Here is a 1,592-nt window from a genome sequence, read left to right on the forward strand (position 1 = left end):
GTGTGAAAACCTAGCAATCTGCTGGCCGGTTAAAGAAAATGCCCATATCGCAAGATACGGGCATTTTTCTTATGCGCTATATCCAAGGTGAAAACCGCGCCCAGACCGCACTGTTTCCAGTGTCGCTGGACGAACTTATTCCCGATGACCATCTGGTTCGCGTCATCGAAGCCTATGTTTCGCTTCTGGACTTTGAGCAACTGGGTTTCGACAAAGCCAGGCCCAAAGCCACCGGACGGCCTTCGTACGATCCTGCCGATCTACTCAAACTCTATCTGTACGGTTATTTTCAGCGTATTCGCTCCTCGCGACGACTCGAGGCCGAGTGTCAGCGCAATGTTGAAGTCATGTGGCTGTTGGGTCGACTGGCCCCTGACTTCAAAACCATCGCTGATTTCCGGCGCGACAACAGTGCTGCGTTCACCGCGACGTGCCGCGCCTTCGTTCGGTTTTGCCGAAATGCCGGGCTGATCGCCGGTGAACTGGTCGCCATCGATGGCAGCAAGTTTCAGGCGGTCGCCTCAAGCCGCAAACATATGACCCCGAAAAAACTCAAGCACCAGGAAGCGGTGCTCGATCAGCGAATTGCGCGCTACCTGGCGCAGCTCGATGAAGCGGATCGTAATGAGGGAGGAGAGTCGATCAATCGCTCAGCCGTGCAAACGGCTCTTCGGGAGTTGCAGATAAAAAAGGCCAATAACCAGACCTGCCAAGGGCTGATGGAAGCTCAAGGTCTGGTTCAACACATTGTCGGCGAGCCCGATGCGCAAAAAATGCGGACGCCTTCTGGCAAGTTCGTGGCGTACAACATTCAAAGTGCGGTAGACGCGAAGCACTGCCTGATTTTGCATCACGAAGTCACTCAGGACGGCACCGATAACCGTCAGCTCGAACCGATGGCGAAGGCGGTAAAAGAGGAACTGCAACAACCCGAACTCTGCGTCACAGCCGACGCCGGCTACTCCAATGGCGAACAGTTTCAAGCCTGTGAAGATGCCAGCATCACGGCGTTCGTGCCGCCTAATCGCTCGGTCAACAATCAAGGTGACGGTGCTGAGTTTTTTGATCGTACGGACTTCAAATACGAGGAACAACGCGACGTTTATCAATGCCCTGGCGGTAAGTTGTTAACGCTTAAGCAGATGAACAAAGGCAATCGGATTTATCAGGCGACTATCGCCGATTGCGACGTCTGTCCGTTAAAAAGCCGCTGCACCCAAACGAGCCGCCGCTACCTCACGCGCCATGCTCATGAAGCCGCTTTTGAACGGATGGAACAGCGAATGCGGGCCCATCCCGAGATGATGGTTAGCCGGCGATCCATCGTCGAACACCCCTTCGGCAATCTTAAGCAATGGCTATTTGGCAACGGCCGGTTCTTGCTGCGACAGCTGAAAGGCGCCCGAGCCGAAATGGCCCTGGCGGTACAAGCCTACAACCTGAAAAGGGCGATCAAGGTGCTGGGAGCACAAAAGCTGATGGCGTTGATGGGCTGAGAGGCCCTTTATTTTTCAGATTTCAGAAAAGCAAATGCCCCGACAAGTCGGGGCATTTGCTTTAAACCGCGGCAGACTGCGTTTTCACACGGTCTG

Annotated in this window: 1 protein-coding gene; it reads left to right on the top strand. The window is 54.4% G+C overall.

All coding sequences use genetic code 11. The annotated features are described in order from the left end of the window. The first annotated feature begins 71 nt into the window (after positions 1 to 71). Positions 72 to 1,496, top strand: coding sequence for an IS1182 family transposase (locus tag AC30D7_RS28685; protein ID WP_490136321.1), 1,425 nt, complete (start codon positions 72 to 74; stop codon positions 1,494 to 1,496). Positions 1,497 to 1,592: the final 96 nt, after the last annotated feature.

It is taken from the genome of Pseudomonas sp. DF5, from assembly GCF_058148225.1.